Here is a 13,937-nt window from a genome sequence, read left to right on the forward strand (position 1 = left end):
GTCGTATCAGTGGCTGAGGCCGTAGTCCTCCAGGTCGGCGTCGCCGATCGCACGCAGGACCAGGGTGACCATCGAACGCAAGTAAGCAGGTCGCTCAGCCGCCGAGGTGGCGAGCAGTCCGTTGAGCACGACGCCGTCCAGGCTCGCGACAATGGCCTCCGCTCGCAGCCGTGCGGCCGACTTCTCGGTGCGGCAGACGATGTTCTCGACGATGTCGGTCAGATTCGTCCGCCACGCCACGATCGGCTCGCTCAATGACGGCGTCCGGCCGGCCTCGAGCGACAGCTCGGACATCGTGACGATCAGGTCCGGACTCTCCGACCACCGCATCAACATCTGGATCGTCGCGTCGATCGCCAGATCGATACCGTCGTCGCCGGTCGGACTCGGCAGCGACGCCCCGAGCGAGCGGACGTCGGCGTGCAGGGCAGCGGCGACGAAGCCACTGAGTGCCGTGAGCAGGGCAAGCCGGGTCCGGTAGTAGACCGAGCAGGTGCCCTCCGGCATACCCGCTTCACGGTCGACCGCCCGGTGGGTCAGCCCGCGCATCCCCGATCGACCGACCACGGCGATTGCGCTGCGCAGCAACAACTCCTGGCGTGCGGCAGTGCCTTCGGGCGTCTGATGGGAGCGCTTGCGGGCGACTCGTCTACGGGCGGACACCCTTCACTTTCTCACGTCGTCGACACCGACGTGAGCAAGACCACGTTGCGCCGATTTGCAATCGTCTTCTACAGGCGTAGTGTTGTGGTCACTACAAACGTAGTTAACAAGACACCAGGAGTTCGCAATGATCAACATCAACGCCTTCTTCATCGGCTTCGTGGTCATCAACGCGATCGCGCTCGCCCTGCTCGTCGGCTTCGCCGCCGTAGAACTCACGGGCTTCTTCGCCCGTAACCGCAAGCAGCGCATCGCGCGCCACGAGCCGTTCGCTCGCTACTACTCGCAGTTGGCACTCAGCCATTGACGAACCCGCGCGCACGGTCGCGCGGAGCACCACGAAAGCGGCGCCGCCTCGATTCCCCTTCCGAGACGGCGCCGCTTCCTGCTGCCGGCGGGTGCCACGTAGATTGGTGTCCCGACAGTTGTCCACCGGCAGAACGGACCCCGCGCCGTGACAGCGCTCGTGAAATTCATCATTCTGACCATCGTCGTCATCGGCGTGATCGTCGGGCTGCGCACGCTACGCCCCAAGCTGCGCGAGCAGCGGTACCGCCGCTGGGAGAAGGCCGGCCTCCTGCCGCACCAGGTCGATCCGTATGCGCCTCGCGACCCGAAGGACCGGGACGACGAGCGCCGCTGATTCGGAGGCGGCTCAGATGTCGGCTTCGTGCAGCCGCCGGGCCGCCTCCGCGATGGATCCGGTCATCGACGGGTAGACCGAGAACGTGCTGGCGACCTGGTCGACGGTGAGGCGGTTCTGGACCGCGAGACCGATCGGGTAGATCAGTTCCGATGCCTGCGGCGCCACGACAACCCCGCCGATGATCGTGGTGCTACCCGGGCGGACGAAGAGCTTGACGAAGCCGTCGGTGATGTTGCGCATCTTGGCCCGCGGGTTGGTCGACAGCGGCAGCGTCACGATGCGTGCCTCGATCCGGCCCTCTTCCACATCGGCCTGCGAGTAACCGACGGTCGCGATCTCCGGGTCGGTGAAGATGTTGGCGCAGACACCGCGCAGGTTGAGCGGTGCGACCGCATCGCCGAGCGAGTGGGCCATGGCGATCCGGCCCTGCATCGCCGCAACGGACGCCAGCGGCAGGACACCGGTGCAGTCCCCCGCGGCATACACGCCCTGCGCCGAGGTGCGGGACACCCGGTCGACGGTGATGTGACCGGATTTGGTGACCTCGACGCCCACCTTGTCCAGTCCGATGTCGCCGGTCAGCGGGACCGAGCCGACGGCCAGCAGCACGTGCGAGCCGCGCACTTCGCGGCCGTCCTCCAGGGTGACGACAACCTCGTCGCCGTCACGGCGCGCTGCCGCCATACGCGAGCGATTGAGCACCTTCATGCCGCGCCGGCGGAAGACGTTCTCGATGACGGTTGCGGCGTCGGCGTCCTCGCCGGGCAGCACGCGGTCGCGTGACGACACGAGCGTCACGTCGCAGCCGAGACCCAGGTAGGCATGCGCGAGCTCGGCGCCGGTGACACCGGAGCCCACGACGATCAGCTTCTCGGGCAACTCGGTCAGGTCGTAGATCTGTTGCCAGGTCAGGATCCGCTCGCCGTCGGGTATGGCGGTGTCCATGACACGTGGGGTGCAGCCGACGGCCAGCAGGATGACGTCGGCGGTCAATTCCTCGGTGCCGCCGTCGGTCAGCTCGGCGCTGACCCGACCCGGTCCGGCGATACGTCCCCGACCGTTCTTGATGCGGACTCCGACGCTCTCCAGTTGCGCCCGGATGTCGCGGCTCTGCGCCTTGGCCAGGTCGACGATCCGCTCGTTGATCTGCTTCGCGTGTGCTTCGGCGTGCTGGTCCTCCGCGGTGCCTTCGAAGCCGACGCCGAGCCGACCTGCTGCGGCGAAACGGGACATGAAGTCGGAGGTCGCGATGAGGGTCTTGCTCGGCACGCAGTCGGTCAGCACCGCTGCTCCGCCGAGGCCGGTCTCCTCGATGACCGTGACCTGGGCGCCGAGCTGCGCCGCGACCAGCGCGGACTCGTAGCCGCCGGGTCCGCCGCCGATGATCACGACCTGTTTTTGAATCACAAGAGGGCATCTTTCCATGTCTGTCGGCGGTAACCGAAAACACACGGGTGCGCTGTGTGAGCGCCCGACACGTCATACGCTGGCGCGCGTGACTGCTTCGAACCCGCTGACCGACCCGGCTACCGATCCCTTCGAGGTCGCCCGAGCCGCGGCCGCGACCATCGCCGACCGCACCGGCGCGCCCCGGCACGACATCGCACTCGTCCTCGGCTCCGGGTGGGGCGGGGCCGCCGACCGGATCGGCGAGACGCTCGCGACCATCGACAACGCCGACGTGCCCGGGTTCGCCGCGGCCGCCGTCGCGGGGCACTCCAGCGCGATGCGCTCGATCGCCATCGGCGACACCGGATCCCGTGCGTTGGTCTTCGGCACCCGCACCCACTTCTACGAGGGCAAGGGCGTGCGCTCCGTGGTTCACGGGGTGCGTACTGCGGCCGCCGCGGGCTGCCACACGATCGTGCTGACCAACGGCTGCGGAGGGCTCAACCGCTCGTGGGGTCCCGGCACACCGGTGCTGATCCGCGATCAGATCAACCTCACCGCCCACTCGCCCGTCGAAGGCGCGAACTTCATCGACGTGACCGACCTCTACACGCCGCGCCTGCGGGAGATCGCCCACTCGGTCGACCCGTCACTGGACGAAGGCGTCTACGCGCAGTTCCGCGGCCCCCAGTACGAAACACCTGCCGAGGTGAAGATGGCCGGCGTCCTGGGTGCCGACCTGGTCGGTATGTCGACGGCGCTCGAGGCGATCGCCGCGCGTCAGGCCGGCCTGGACATCCTCGGCGTCAGCCTGGTGACGAATCTCGCGGCTGGGATCAGCGACCAGCCGTTGTCGCACCAAGAGGTGCTCGAGGCCGGCCAGGCCGCCGCCGAGCGGTGCGGGAAGCTGCTCGCCGACGTCGTCGCACGGATCGCTGCGGAAGGCCCTCGGTCATGACCGACCTCGTGGCCGAGGCACGCGCTTGGATCGCCGACGATCCGGATTCGCGAACGCGCGCGGATCTCGAATCCGTAGTCGCCGCAGCCGAATCCGGAGATGCAGGCGCGCTCGAGGATTTGCAGGACCGGTTCTCCGGGCTGCTCGAGTTCGGCACCGCCGGCTTGCGCGGCGCGCTGGGCGCTGGGCCGGCGCGGATGAACCGCGTGGTCGTCATCCGGGCAGCGGCGGGACTTGCGTCATACCTGCAGGAAAAGCTCGGCAAGCGCGACGTCACGGTCGTCATCGGGTATGACGCCCGGCACAACTCCGACGTCTTCGCCCGAGACACCGCCGCCGTCTTCGTCGGTGCGGGCGGCCGGGCGATGGTCCTGCCGCACCCGTTGCCGACCCCGGTGCTGGCCTTCATGATCCGCCACCTCGGCGCCGACGCCGGAGTCATGGTGACGGCGAGTCACAACCCGCCCCAGGACAACGGCTACAAGGTCTACCTAGGCGATGGCAGTCAAATCGTCGCGCCGGCGGATTCCGAGATAGCCGACGCGATCAGCCGATTCCCCCGCGCGGCCGAAGTGCCGCTGGCCGACGACGGCTGGCAGACGCTCTCCGACGACGTGGTGGACGACTACCTGGAGTCCGTCACCCAGGTCGTACGCCCGGATGGTCCGCGCGACATCAAGATCGTGCACACAGCACTGCATGGCGTCGGATCTGCAGTGTTCCGAGCGGCTTTCGATCGCGCCGGCTTCTCAGCGCCGTCCTCCGTCGCCGACCAGGCCGAGCCCGACCCGGCGTTCCCGACCGTTGCCTTCCCGAACCCCGAGGAGCCGGGTGCGATCGACCACGCGCTGGAGCTCGCGGCCGAGACGGGCGCCGAGTTGGTGATCGCGAACGACCCCGACGCCGACCGGTGCGCTGTTGCCGTGCCCCGTGCCGGTGGCTGGGCGATGCTGCGCGGGGACGAGGTCGGTGCGCTCCTCGGCGCCTACCTGCTGCAACGTGGCGTCGCATCGAATGCCGTCTTCGCCAACTCGATCGTCTCGTCGCGACTGCTGGCAGCCATGGCGAAGCAGGCGGGTGTGCCGCACGCTGAGACGCTGACCGGGTTCAAGTGGATCAGCCGGGTTCCGTCCCTCGCGTTCGGCTACGAGGAGGCCCTCGGATATTGCGTCGATCCGGCGGCGGTCCGCGACAAGGACGGCATCAGTGCGGCGCTGCTGATCGCCGAATTCGCCGCGCAGTGCAAGGCCGAAGGAACGTCGCTCGACGGGGTGCTGGCCGACCTCGCCGCCATACACGGCACGCATGCGACGGACAGTTTCGCGGTCCGTGTTTCCGACCTCGCGATCATCGACCAGATCATGGCGCGACTACGCGCAGAACCGCCGGAAGTTGTTGCCGGGCAGCAGGTTTCGAAGATCGACGATCTCGCGCTCGGCGCGGGTGGGCTGCCGCCGACCGAAGGCTTGCGTTACTTCCTGGCGGACGACACCAGGGTGATCGTGCGACCCAGCGGCACCGAGCCGAAGCTGAAGATCTACCTGGAGACGATCGACGCCGACCCGGCCGTCGCCGGCCGAAAGCTCGCCGACGTACGCAATGAGTTCGAACGGCTCACCGCCGCCGGTTGAGACTCAGGCGATGACTGCCAACACGACGAAGATGATGGCGAGGACGAGCGCCCCGATCGCCGGCCAGGCCGGAACGATGACGAACTCCTCCTTCGCCTGCACGGACGGGTCCCGCTGGACAGCGCTGGCGTAATCAGCCTGGCCGGCCCGGATCTGCTCAGCGACTCCTGCGGCAGATCCCGGGCGGGCCTCCATGATCTCTATGGCGTCCTCCGGTTCAATGCGCCGAGACCCGATACCACCACCGAACAGCGAGCCCATTCCGCTACCTCGGCGGCCGGCGCGACGCGGCCGTTGGGCGGTGATCGCCCAGGAGCCGGCACCCTTGCCCCGTGCGTCGTAAACCTTGAGGTTCCAACGCTGTTCGACCAGGTCGATCGACGGCCAGCCGCACCGGACGTCCCGCACGATGTTGCGCAGCACCACACCGGCCTGGGTCATCGTGACGCACGGGCGCAGGAAGATCACCCACACCACGAGTAGGCCGGCCAGCGGCCAGAGCAGGTTGATGAGGTGCTTGGAGCCGAACGGGATCAGCACGATGAAGGCCACACAGGCCACGGTGAGAACGATCCCGGGCACGAGCATCGCGGGTTGCCGGAAGGTGCGACTGGGACCGGCCGCGGAGTTGCCGCGAGCGGGAAGATTGAAGGGCATGACAGGTACGCTGCACCGGTGAGCCCATCATCTGCAACCTCGCGGGCCCGGGACATGCTCGGCGTCGCCTCTTTGACCAACAAAGCCTTGCGTACCTGGCTGCACGGTCTGCCCGGTGTCGACCAGGTCGGCATCGAGGCGCGAGCCGCTGCGCTGGCCACCCGCTCGATCAAAACCACCAGCAAGGCGTGGGCGATCGACACCGCGATCGGCATGATCGACCTGACCACTCTCGAGGGCGCCGACACGCCTGGCAAGGTGCGCAGCCTCTGCGCGAAGGCGCAGCTGCCCGACCCGTCGAACCTCGACACCCCGCAGGTCGCGGCCGTCTGTGTGTATGGCGACCTGGTCGGCATCGCCAAGGAAGCGCTGGGGACCAGCGGCATCCACGTGGCCGCCGTCGCAACGGCCTTCCCGTCCGGTCGCGCCAGCCTCGCGGTCAAGCTCGCTGACACCAAGGACGCTGTCAAGGCCGGTGCCGACGAGATCGACATGGTCATCGACCGCGGCGCGTTCCTCGCCGGCGACTACCGGCTGGTGTTCGACCAGATCGCCGCCGTCAAGGAGGCGTGCGCCCGTCCCGGCGACGCCGCCGACGCGCACCTGAAGGTCATCCTGGAGACCGGAGAGCTGGCGACATACGACAACGTGCGGCGTGCGTCCTGGCTGGCGATGCTGGCCGGGGCCGACTTCATCAAGACCTCCACCGGCAAGATCCAGCCGGCTGCGACCATGCCGGTCACGCTGCTGATGCTCGAGGCAGTCCGCGACTGGCGCGAGCTCACCGGCGAGATGGTCGGCGTCAAGCCGGCCGGCGGCATACGCACCAGCAAGGACGCGCTGCGCTACCTCGTCATGGTCAGCGAGATCGCCGGAGACGACTGGTTGTCGCCGGAGTGGTTCCGCTTCGGTGCGTCCAGCCTGCTGACCGACCTGTTGCTGCAGCGCCAGAAGCTTCGCACCGGGGCCTACTCCGGCGCCGACTACGTGACGATTGACTGAAAGACCAGAGATGACAACGAAATTCGAATACGCGCCGGCACCCGAGTCGCGTTCCGTCGTCGACATCGCCTCGTCATACGGGCTGTTCATCGGCGGCGAATTCGTCGACCCGGCCGACGGCAAGTCGTTCAAGACGATCAACCCGGCCACCGAGGAGAAGCTCGCGGACGTCTCGGAGGCGAGCGCCGCCGACGTCGACAGGGCCGTGCGTGCCGCCCGTCGCGCCTACGACCGCACCTGGAGCCGGCTGTCCGGCGCCGAGCGGGGCAAGTACCTCTTCCGCATCGCCCGGATCATGGCCGAGCGAGCCCGCGAGTTCGCGGTGCTGGAGACGCTCGACAACGGCAAGCCGATCAAGGAATCACGCGACGTCGACATCCCGACCGCTGCCGCGCATTTCTTCTACCACGCCGGCTGGGCGGACAAGCTGGACTACGCGGGGCTCGGGACCAACCCGCGACCGCTGGGCGTCGTCGGCCAGGTGATCCCCTGGAACTTCCCGCTGCTGATGCTCTCCTGGAAGATCGCACCGGCACTGGCCACCGGCAACACCGTCGTGCTCAAGCCCGCCGAGACCACGCCGCTGACCGCGCTGCTGTTCGCCGATGTATGCCGCCAGGCCGAGCTGCCGCCCGGCGTCGTCAACATCGTCACCGGTGCGGGGGCCACCGGCCAGGCGCTGGTCGAACACCCCGACATCGACAAGATCGCCTTCACCGGCTCGACCGGCGTCGGCAAGTCGATCGCCCGGACGATCGCAGGCACCCGCAAGCGCCTCAGCCTGGAGCTGGGGGCAAGGCGGCCAACATCGTCTTCGACGACGCACCCATCGACCAGGCGGTCGAGGGCATCGTCAACGGCATCTTCTTCAACCAGGGTCACGTGTGCTGCGCCGGTAGCCGGCTGCTGGTGCAGGAGTCGGTCGCCGACGACGTCATACACCGACTGCAGCGCCGATTGCAGACGCTTCGTGTCGGCGACCCGATGGACAAGAACACCGACGTCGGCGCCATCAACTCCGCCGCACAGTTGGCCCGGATCAACGCGCTCGTGGACATCGGCGAAGCCGAGGGCAACGCGCTGGAGCCCGAAGTGCGAGCTTCCCGAACGCGGATACTGGTTCCCCCAACGGTTTTCACCGGCGTCTCGCAGTCGCACCGCATCGCGCAGGAGGAGATCTTCGGCCCGGTGCTGTCGGTGCTGACCTTCCGCACGCCGGACGAGGCGGTCGCGAAGGCCAACAACACGCCATACGGACTGTCCGCCGGCATCTGGACCGACAAGGGCTCGCGCATCCTGGCGATCGCCGACCGGCTGCGCGCCGGAGTGGTCTGGGCCAACACGTTCAACCGCTTCGACCCGACGTCACCGTTCGGCGGCTACAAGGAGAGCGGCTACGGCCGCGAGGGTGGCCGCCAGGGTCTCGCCGCTTACCTGGACACGGAAGGAACGCACTGATGGCACGCCTCGAGGTGCGCAAGACCTACAAGCTCTACATCGGCGGAAAGTTCCCCCGCTCGGAGTCCGGCAGGTCCTACGAGGTCGTCTCATCCGGCCGCTCCCCCAAGTTCCTGGCCAACGCCGCACACGGCTCACGCAAGGACATCCGCGACGCGGTCGTCGCCGCGCGTGGCGCGTTCAAGGGCTGGTCGGGCGCGACCGCATACAACCGCGGGCAGGTGCTCTACCGCGTCGGCGAGATCCTCGAGGGACGCCGCGAGCAGTTCATCGCCGAAGTCTCCGCGAGCGAAGGCGTAACCAAGCTGCAGGCGACCAAGATCGTCGACGCCGCCATCGACCGGTGGGTCTGGTATGCCGGGTGGCCCGACAAGTTGCCGCAGGTGCTGGGCAACCTCAACCCGGTCGCCGGCCCGTACTTCGACATCTCCGCGCCGGAGCCGACCGGAGTGGTGGGCATCCTTGCGCCGCAGGCGAGTTCGCTGCTCGGGCTGGTGTCGGTTATCGCACCCGCAATCGTCTCCGGCAACACCGTGGTGGTCGTCACGAGCGAGGAACGCCCGTTGCCGGCCATCTCGCTCGGCGAGGTGCTGGCCACCTCGGATGTGCCTGGTGGGGTCGTCAACATCGTCACCGGGCGCACCGCCGAGCTGGCCCCCTGGCTCGCCTCGCACGCCGACGTCAACGCCATCGACCTGGCCGGCGCGACCGAGTTGGCCTGGGGCGAGCTCGAAGCCTCCGCCGCAGACACGGTCAAGCGGGTCGTCCGACCCGCAGGTGAGGGCGCGGAGGCTGTCGAGCCGGACTGGCAGGACGAACCCGACCTGTCCCGGATGACGGCATTCCTGGAGACCAAGACCGTGTGGCATCCCAAGGGCATGTAGAGCGCGCTCTCGAACCAATCACCGTGAACGACACCTCACCCCCGCGCGCCCGTGTTCTGGTCATCGGCGGGCCCAGCGGTTCCGGCAAATCCCGCTGGGCCGCGCACCTGTCCCGCGAACACGGCTGGCCGATCGTGCGACTCGATGACTTCTACAAGGACGCCGGCGATCCGACGCTGCCGATGCTGTCGAGCGACCTCGCCGACTGGGACGACGTGCGGTCGTGGCGATGTGACGACGCGGTCGACGCACTCGAATTGCTTTGCCGGACAGGCGAACTCGTCGCTCCCGTTTACGACATCTCCGCGTCGGCGGCCACTGGCACCCAGCAGGTGCGGCTCGGCGGCGCCGACACCGTCATCGCGGAGGGGATCTTCGCGCCATACGTGATCGGACCGTTGCGCGAGCGCGGGCTGCTCGCCGGCGCCTACTGCGTGCACCACAACCGGTGGGTGACTTTCGCGCGGCGACTGGTGCGTGACCTGTCTGAGCGGCGCAAGCCGCCGCTGGTGCTGGTGCGCCGTGGCCTACGGCTGGCCAGGGCCGAACCACAGATCGTCCGGGAGCAGCTACGGCTCGGCGCGAAGCCGATCCGGCCGAAAGACCTCGCCCGCCGTCTCCGCGTCTCTCCCGATTGAGTGGCATACCCGCGCATTGACCGGCATACGGATTCCGGGCGAATCGGTACGCCGCTCAATGCGGTTCTGTGCCGCTCGATCAGAGGGGATCATCTACTGTCGCCCTATGAGCAACGGATGGACGAGCCCCGGGGTGACTCGCCCGGCAGCGACAACGGATCGCGGCCGCCGCAGGCCGGTCAGGGTGGGCCACAACAACAACCGCAATACGGGCAGTATGGCGGGCAGCCGCCGCAATACGGCCAGTACGCACCGCCGCCCCAGCCGCAATACGGGCAATACGGTCCGCCGCCGCCCCCGCAGTACGGGCAGCAGCCGCAGTACGGCGCGGGTCCGCAGGGCTCGTACGGCCGACCGATGTTCCAGCTCGCGCCCAAGCCGGGCGTCATACCGCTGCGTCCGTTGAACCTCGGCGACATCTTCGGCGGCACCTTCGGCACGATCCGCGGCAACCCCGGCGCGATCATCGGCCTGTCGGCGCTGATGGCCCTCATCGTGGCCGTGCCCTCGGTGCTCGTGACGATCGCATTCTCCAACGCCGACCTCACCGTCACCGACAGCAACGGCACCACGACCAACCTCGGTGGGCAGTTGGGGCTGATTGTCAGTTCGGTCTTTTCCTGGTTCGCCGGTGTCCTGCTGGCCGGAATGCTCACGGTTGTCGTCGCCGAGGCGGTGCTCGGGCGGCGCATCTCGATCGGCCAGACGTGGCACAAGGTTCGAGGGCGGCTGCTGCCGCTCATCGGCCTGACTCTGATGATCATTGCTACGATCGCCGTGGCCGGCGCAATCGCAGTCGGCATCGTCGCACTCCTGGCGGCGACGACGGGCACCGTCGGCGCAGTGATAGCCGCGATCCTGCTCGGTGTCGGGTTGACCGTCTGCGTGATCTGGTTGTCCACCAAGATCTCGTTGGCAGCTCCGGCCCTCGTCCTGGAACGGGTCGGCCCGATCAAGTCCATCGTCCGCTCGTGGCACCTCAGCCGCCAGCAGTGGTGGCGCATCTTCGGCATCACGCTGCTGGCGCAGCTGATCATCTACGTGATCAGTCAGGTCGTGTCGTTCCCGGCTGCGCTCATTGCGGTCGCAGGCTCCGGTGACGGCGGCCTCAGCGTCACCGGAGCGGTTGCGCTTCAGCTCGTCTCGGTGATCGTCAGCGCACTGACCACTCCGTTCACGGCCGGCGTCACCGCCCTGCTCTACCTCGACCAGCGGATCCGCAAGGAGGCGCTGGACGTCACGCTGATGGAGGCTGCGGCCAGGGACAGCGCCAAGGACGGTGGCGGTGCGCGCTGACGGCGCGCCGTTGGACCCGAGTGGCGGCACCGCGCACGCCTGGTTGCAACGCGAGCTGGCCAAGCCGGCATACGCCGACCAGCGCAGCTGGCTGCAGCGACTCTGGGACTGGGCGACGGACCGCCTGAACGACCTGCTGCAGGGAGTCGGGGGCGCGCTGCCCCTCTACGTGCTGATTCCGCTGCTCGTCGTGATAGTCGGCATCGTGGTGTTCGCGCTGTCCCGCCTTCGCGGCGGCTCCGCTCGCACACGGGAACCTTCTGACGAAGGCGTCCTGACCGACGTCGACCTGACTGCCGAGCAACTCCGCGATCGGGCCGGCCGGTCCGCCGCCAAGGGCGCCCACTCGGTGGCCTTCGTTGACTACTTCCGGGCGCTCGCCCGGCGCGCCGAGGAGCGGTCCCTGCTGCTGCCGCAACCCGGCCGCACTGCACACGAGGTCGGGGCCGAGCTCGCGCCGTACTTCCCGGCACAGGCCGCCGCAATCCGTTCGACCGCAATGTTTTTCGATCAGGTGCGGTATGGCGGCGCCGATGCATCCGCAGAGGACGTCGCCCGGATCGAGGCACTCGACCGCGAGCTGGAGAACATCCGGCCCAGGCATCCCGCAGCCCAGCAGGTGACCGCGTGATCACCCGCGGCCGGGCGACCGTCACGGCCATTGTGGTGTGCCTGCTCGCCGTGTTGATCGGTGCGGTCCTGCTGGCCCCGCGCACCTCCAGCGAGCCGCTCGACCCCGCGTCCGCCGGACCCGACGGGAGCCGCGCCGTCGCGCAGGTGCTCGGACAGCACGGCGTCGATGTGCAGATCGCGCACCGGGTCAGCGAGTTCAGCATCGGCGATGTGCGTGGCGCCACCCTCGTGCTCACGCGTCCGCAACTGCTCGCCCAGAGCACCTTGCAGCGGACCATGGCGATGGCTGCGGGTGCCCGGCGCGTGGTGATCGTCGATGCCGACCCGACGACGATCAAGGCACTCGAGCTACCTGTCCCGAACGTCGATCCACTGGAGTCCCAGCCGCTTTCGCGCTGCACCGTCCCGTGGCTGGACGGCCTGAAGTTGAGTTACGCGGACATCACCTACCGCCTCGACGGCACCGGCCAGACCTGCTTCGGCGAAGGCGGCGAGGGCGCGGTCGCTGTTCTCCCAGCGCAGGGGCACGCACCGGAGATCGTGCTGCTCGGCAGTCACGCCATACTCGCCAACAAGACGGTGGTCAATGCCGACAACGCCGCCATCATCCTCCGCACGCTCGGCTCGACCAACCATCTCGTGTGGTTCGCGCCGACTTTGGCCACGGGTGACAGCGACGCCGCGCAGGGCCCGAAATGGCCGGGCTGGTTCCACCCGGCGATCTGGCTCGCCGGCGCCGTCATACTCCTCGTGATGGTATGGCGCGGAAGGCGTTTCGGCGCACTGGTGCCCGAGCCGCTGCCGGTGGTGGTGCCCGCCGGCGAGACGACCCGCAGCCGCGGTCAGCTCTACCGCAAGGCGCACGACGACGCGCGCGCCTCGGCGGTGTTGCGGCTCGCGACCCGCACCCGGCTCGCGCGCTACCTCGGCCTCGCGCCGAACGGTCGGCCGGAGACTCTCGTCGACCGCACCGCCCGCGCGGCCCAGCACGACCCGCAGCAGGTGGCCGAGCTGCTCTACGGAGCCGACCCACCCGATGACCAAGCCATGACCGTGCTCGCACAACACTTGCAACAGCTGGAAAGGCAGGTACGACGATGACATCGCCAACCCCGGACGACGCGGCTGCGGCACAGCGCGCCAGGACGGCCCTGACTGCGGTGCGCGGCGAGGTCGCCAAGGCGGTGGTGGGTCAGGATGCCGCCGTGACCGCGCTGGTGATCGCGCTGCTCTCGCGCGGTCACGTGCTGCTCGAAGGCGTGCCGGGTGTCGCCAAGACTTTGCTCGTGCGGTCCCTGGCTGCCGCGCTGGCCATCGAGACCAAACGGGTGCAGTTCACGCCGGACCTGATGCCCGGTGACATCACCGGATCGCTCGTGTTCGACTCGCGCACCTCGGAATTCACCTTCCGGCCCGGGCCGGTTTTCACCAACCTGCTGCTCGCCGACGAGATCAACCGCACTCCTCCGAAGACGCAATCAGCCCTGCTCGAGGCGATGGAGGAACGTCAGGTGTCAGTCGACGGCGAGGCGCGCCCGTTGCCGATGCCGTTCATGGTGGCGGCCACCCAGAACCCTGTCGAGTACGAAGGCACCTATCCCCTGCCCGAGGCGCAGCTGGACCGCTTCCTGATGAAGGTCAGCATGCCGTTGCCCGACCGGGACGCCGAGCTCGAGGTGCTACGCCGGCACGCGGCCGACTTCGACCCGCGGGACCTGGCCACCGCCGGCATCCGGCCGGTCGCCGGCCCCGACGACCTCGCCGCCGGGGCCGCAGCCGTGCGACGGGTCCAGGTCGGCGCCGACGTTGCGTCATACATCGTGGATCTGGTGCGTGGCACGCGATCTGCGCCGTCGCTCTCACTGGGCGCGAGCCCTCGCGCCGCAACCGCCCTGCTCGCCACGAGCCGCGCGTGGGCGTGGCTGAGCGGTCGCGACTTCGTGACGCCGGATGACGTGAAAGCGATGACCCGTGCGACGCTCGGGCACCGTCTCCAGCTGCGACCGGAAGCCGAGCTGGAGGGCGTCGGCACCGCTGCGGTGCTGGACTCAGTGATCGGCGCGGTCCCGGTCCCGCGGTGAA

Annotated in this window: 14 protein-coding genes and 1 pseudogene; 12 read left to right on the forward strand and 3 right to left on the reverse strand. The window is 68.6% G+C overall.

Features of this window, described 5'->3' with window-relative positions; all coding sequences use genetic code 11:
• Nucleotides 1-6: 6 nt before the first annotated feature.
• A complete protein-coding gene (locus ACFQDH_RS22635; RefSeq protein ID WP_382404616.1) occupies nucleotides 7-663 on the reverse strand; it encodes a TetR/AcrR family transcriptional regulator in 657 nt (218 codons plus the stop codon).
• A gap of 127 nt (nucleotides 664-790) precedes the next feature.
• On the opposite strand from ACFQDH_RS22635, the gene ACFQDH_RS22640 reads away from it, so the two are divergent.
• Both ACFQDH_RS22640 and ACFQDH_RS22645 read left to right on the forward strand, forming a co-directional pair.
• Nucleotides 791-970: a hypothetical protein gene (locus tag ACFQDH_RS22640; RefSeq protein WP_382404617.1), complete on the forward strand. Its 180-nt coding sequence runs from the start codon at nucleotides 791-793 to the stop codon at nucleotides 968-970.
• 147 nt (nucleotides 971-1,117) lie between these two features.
• The gene (locus ACFQDH_RS22645) at nucleotides 1,118-1,306 is read left to right on the forward strand and encodes a hypothetical protein (protein ID WP_382404618.1); all 189 of its coding nucleotides are present in this window, start codon (nucleotides 1,118-1,120) and stop codon (nucleotides 1,304-1,306) included.
• Nucleotides 1,307-1,318: 12 nt separating this feature from the next.
• Here the strand turns inward: ACFQDH_RS22645 and ACFQDH_RS22650 are convergent, their stop codons facing one another.
• Entirely contained in the window at nucleotides 1,319-2,734 is a 1,416-nt protein-coding gene (locus ACFQDH_RS22650) for an NAD(P)H-quinone dehydrogenase (RefSeq protein ID WP_382404619.1), read from the reverse strand.
• Nucleotides 2,735-2,804: 70 nt separating this feature from the next.
• On the opposite strand from ACFQDH_RS22650, the gene ACFQDH_RS22655 reads away from it, so the two are divergent.
• Nucleotides 2,805-3,656: a purine-nucleoside phosphorylase gene (locus tag ACFQDH_RS22655; protein ID WP_382404620.1), complete on the forward strand. Its 852-nt coding sequence runs from the start codon at nucleotides 2,805-2,807 to the stop codon at nucleotides 3,654-3,656.
• Complete coding sequence (locus ACFQDH_RS22660; RefSeq protein WP_382404621.1) at nucleotides 3,653-5,287, forward strand: phospho-sugar mutase; 1,635 nt, start codon at nucleotides 3,653-3,655, stop codon at nucleotides 5,285-5,287. The genes ACFQDH_RS22655 and ACFQDH_RS22660 overlap by 4 nt, the downstream gene beginning before the upstream one ends.
• A 3-nt stretch (nucleotides 5,288-5,290) precedes the next feature.
• Here ACFQDH_RS22660 and ACFQDH_RS22665 read toward each other — a convergent pair whose 3' ends face one another.
• On the reverse strand, nucleotides 5,291-5,944 hold the full coding sequence (locus ACFQDH_RS22665) for a hypothetical protein (protein ID WP_382404622.1): 654 nt from the start codon (nucleotides 5,942-5,944) through the stop codon (nucleotides 5,291-5,293).
• A 54-nt stretch (nucleotides 5,945-5,998) separates the two neighbouring features.
• Between ACFQDH_RS22665 and deoC the strand changes: the two genes are divergently transcribed.
• From deoC to ACFQDH_RS22705, 8 genes and pseudogenes are all read left to right on the forward strand, one after another.
• Entirely contained in the window at nucleotides 5,999-6,946 is a 948-nt protein-coding gene (deoC, locus tag ACFQDH_RS22670; RefSeq protein ID WP_382404934.1) for a deoxyribose-phosphate aldolase, read from the forward strand.
• 10 nt (nucleotides 6,947-6,956) lie between these two features.
• Nucleotides 6,957-8,404, forward strand: a pseudogene (locus ACFQDH_RS22675) (aldehyde dehydrogenase family protein).
• On the forward strand, nucleotides 8,404-9,288 hold the full coding sequence (locus ACFQDH_RS22680) for an aldehyde dehydrogenase family protein (protein ID WP_382404624.1): 885 nt from the start codon (nucleotides 8,404-8,406) through the stop codon (nucleotides 9,286-9,288). Before ACFQDH_RS22675 ends, ACFQDH_RS22680 begins: the two are co-directional and overlap by 1 nt.
• Before the next feature lie 23 nt (nucleotides 9,289-9,311).
• Entirely contained in the window at nucleotides 9,312-9,926 is a 615-nt protein-coding gene (locus ACFQDH_RS22685; RefSeq protein ID WP_382404625.1) for an AAA family ATPase, read from the forward strand.
• 117 nt (nucleotides 9,927-10,043) lie between these two features.
• Nucleotides 10,044-11,222 carry a DUF7847 domain-containing protein gene (locus tag ACFQDH_RS22690; protein ID WP_382404626.1) on the forward strand — a complete coding sequence of 393 codons (1,179 nt, stop codon included), beginning with the start codon at nucleotides 10,044-10,046 and terminating at the stop codon, nucleotides 11,220-11,222.
• Nucleotides 11,212-11,853: a DUF4129 domain-containing protein gene (locus ACFQDH_RS22695; protein ID WP_382404627.1), complete on the forward strand. Its 642-nt coding sequence runs from the start codon at nucleotides 11,212-11,214 to the stop codon at nucleotides 11,851-11,853. The genes ACFQDH_RS22690 and ACFQDH_RS22695 overlap by 11 nt, the downstream gene beginning before the upstream one ends.
• Nucleotides 11,850-12,956, forward strand: coding sequence for a DUF4350 domain-containing protein (locus ACFQDH_RS22700; protein WP_382404628.1), 1,107 nt, complete (start codon nucleotides 11,850-11,852; stop codon nucleotides 12,954-12,956). Before ACFQDH_RS22695 ends, ACFQDH_RS22700 begins: the two co-directional genes overlap by 4 nt.
• Nucleotides 12,953-13,936 carry an AAA family ATPase gene (locus ACFQDH_RS22705; protein WP_382404629.1) on the forward strand — a complete coding sequence of 328 codons (984 nt, stop codon included), beginning with the start codon at nucleotides 12,953-12,955 and terminating at the stop codon, nucleotides 13,934-13,936. The genes ACFQDH_RS22700 and ACFQDH_RS22705 overlap by 4 nt, the downstream gene beginning before the upstream one ends.
• Nucleotide 13,937 lies beyond the last annotated feature (1 nt).

This window comes from Flexivirga alba (assembly GCF_042661025.1).
In the GTDB taxonomy this organism is placed as follows: Bacteria; Actinomycetota; Actinomycetes; order Actinomycetales; family Dermatophilaceae; genus Flexivirga; species Flexivirga alba.

What these genes read in the sequence shown, in the direction of transcription:
- ACFQDH_RS22640 (WP_382404617.1), top strand. Translation starts at nt 791, where the DNA reads ATGATCAACATCAACGCCTTCTTCATCGGCTTCGTGGTCATCAACGCG.
- ACFQDH_RS22650 (WP_382404619.1), bottom strand. Translation starts at nt 2,734, where the DNA reads ATGGAAAGATGCCCTCTTGTGATTCAAAAACAGGTCGTGATCATCGGC.
- ACFQDH_RS22660 (WP_382404621.1), top strand. Translation starts at nt 3,653, where the DNA reads ATGACCGACCTCGTGGCCGAGGCACGCGCTTGGATCGCCGACGATCCG.
- ACFQDH_RS22665 (WP_382404622.1), bottom strand. Translation starts at nt 5,944, where the DNA reads ATGCCCTTCAATCTTCCCGCTCGCGGCAACTCCGCGGCCGGTCCCAGT.
- deoC (WP_382404934.1), top strand. Translation starts at nt 5,999, where the DNA reads ATGCTCGGCGTCGCCTCTTTGACCAACAAAGCCTTGCGTACCTGGCTG.
- ACFQDH_RS22680 (WP_382404624.1), top strand. Translation starts at nt 8,404, where the DNA reads ATGGCACGCCTCGAGGTGCGCAAGACCTACAAGCTCTACATCGGCGGA.
- ACFQDH_RS22690 (WP_382404626.1), top strand. Translation starts at nt 10,044, where the DNA reads ATGGACGAGCCCCGGGGTGACTCGCCCGGCAGCGACAACGGATCGCGG.
- ACFQDH_RS22705 (WP_382404629.1), top strand. Translation starts at nt 12,953, where the DNA reads ATGACATCGCCAACCCCGGACGACGCGGCTGCGGCACAGCGCGCCAGG.